This window comes from Sphingobacterium sp. UBA7253 (genome assembly GCF_002472745.1).
Taxonomy (GTDB): domain Bacteria; phylum Bacteroidota; class Bacteroidia; order Sphingobacteriales; family Sphingobacteriaceae; genus Sphingobacterium; species Sphingobacterium siyangense.
Genome location: NZ_DKSP01000012.1, coordinates 3158 through 5186, shown reverse-complemented (window position 1 = coordinate 5186; position 2029 = coordinate 3158). Strand labels below are relative to the sequence as shown.

Below are 2029 nucleotides of genomic sequence, written 5' to 3'. Positions count from 1 at the left end.
GTTCGCTTCCATACTCTACCCCACTGGCGGAGCCGAAGCCATTCGAACGGCCTTGGCTATCATCAACCACCAAAACTACCGCCGCGAGAATATACTCGCAACCTCTGTCATCGATAAAACCAACGCGGAATTGCTTGCCCTGCAGTCGGATAAAATAAAGCAACAGCAGCTCGATATAGACAAAAGACAGGAATTCATTACGGAACAGAATAAGATTTACCAAAGTCAAAAGTCGGTTCTTAATGTACTGGTCGTTAGCTTGGTGCTTGCTGTTGTCTTTGGTGGCATTTCTATTATCGTGATCAGGAGCAACTGGGAAAAGAACAAACATCTGGAAATCCAAAATAGTGAGATCCTTGCGCAACAAAAACAGATCGTCGAGATGAATAGTCAGATCCAGCAAGCGGCAGAAATCAAGAATAATTTCTTCACCAACATCTCACATGAATTTAAAACACCACTGACGCTTATTATAGCGCCTATCGAGGACCTTGAATTACGAAAAGACCTGCCAGAAGAAGTCAAAGAACAGTTGTCGCGCGTCAAGCGGAATGCAAAAAAACTACAGCGTTTGGTTACCGACCTCATTGATATCCACCGAATCAGTAAATCAAAAATTAGGTTACATGCGTCTATCGTTTATATCGATCCATTCATCCAGCAGGTAATAGGTAGTTTCAAACCGCTATTTAAGAAAAACAGAATCTCGGTCAGTTATATCAACAAAACGAGTTTGAAAGAGGTTTGGATGGACGAATACCTCATGGAACAGGTCCTATCCAACTTATTATCCAATGCGATCAAACATACTTCAGCAAGCGGCAGAATTGAAATTATACTAGAAGAAAACAATTTCAAGGACTATTTTTATCTACGCGTATTGGATAATGGTCTGGGAATTGCGCCGGTTGATATTGAGCATATTTTTGATCCTTTTTACCAAGGAGTCGGCAGCCGTAACGGATCCGGAATCGGACTCGCATACAGCAAACAGATCGTCGAACTGCATCATGGCCAGATCACCGTGAGCAGCAAGCCCGGCCATGGATCGATCTTCACCCTCCGCATGCCAATTGGGAATGGTCATTATGAACCTGCTGAACTGGCCGGTTTCGACAGTGGAGAAAAACCATCGTTTCAGCAACAAGATCTACTGGACACGACAGCAAAGGTGGTAGACAACAATCTTTCTTTTCGATCCAACAAATCGAAGAGCATTATGATCGTCGAAGATAATGATGAAATCAGAGACTATCTCCGCTCGTTATTGGAACAGGATTACAACCTGTTTCTGGCGAAGGATGCCCAGCAAGCCACTAGTATGATGAAGACACATTTTCCAGACCTGGTGATCACCGATATTATGCTTCCTGATGGAAGCGGACTGGATATTTTGAAAGACATGAAAGCCTTTTATCAGACCGCACATATTCCCGTCATCTTACTGAGTGCACTTGCCAACGAGGAGACCATGCTTGAGGGGAGCAAATTAATGGCCGATGACTATATTACTAAGCCATTCAATGCCGAACTGCTGCGGATACGTATTTCAAATATCCTTCAATCGCGTCATCAGCTTAAAGAAAAATACAGCAGCAACGTCGAACAGTTTGAGCGTACTCAAGCCGAACAGGTCAACGATAGCGACAGAAGATTCCTAAACAATCTCTCCGCCATTGTCGAATCCAAGTTATCGGATCAGCGGTTAAGCGTCGACGGGATTGCCAACGACCTCCATCTCTCACGTGTTCAGCTCTATCGTAAGGTGAAACAGCTGCTCGACTGCAGTGTCAATGAGTATATTGCGGAACGAAGATTAAAGAAAGCCAAAAGCCTGATGGCTGAGGGTCTAACCATCAACGAAATATTTAGTAGTGTCGGCTTTTCATCAGCATCTTACTTCGCGTCGGCCTTTAAAAGGAAATATGGACAGTCACCAAGCGCCTATAAAAAAGAACTTGACAAAAAATAGCCGATCAGTGGGACATGCACAAACGAAACGTTAAAACTGCCCCTTTCGTTTAAATAG

Annotated in this window: 1 protein-coding gene; it reads left to right on the top strand. The window is 43.7% G+C overall.

Translation table 11 applies throughout. The features are described 5' to 3' along the window. Positions 1 to 1972, top strand: a 1972-nt coding sequence (locus B2X72_RS00785; protein ID WP_286848064.1) for a hybrid sensor histidine kinase/response regulator transcription factor, incomplete at its 5' end; no start/stop codon positions are given. Between the last annotated feature and the right edge of the window lie 57 nt (positions 1973 to 2029).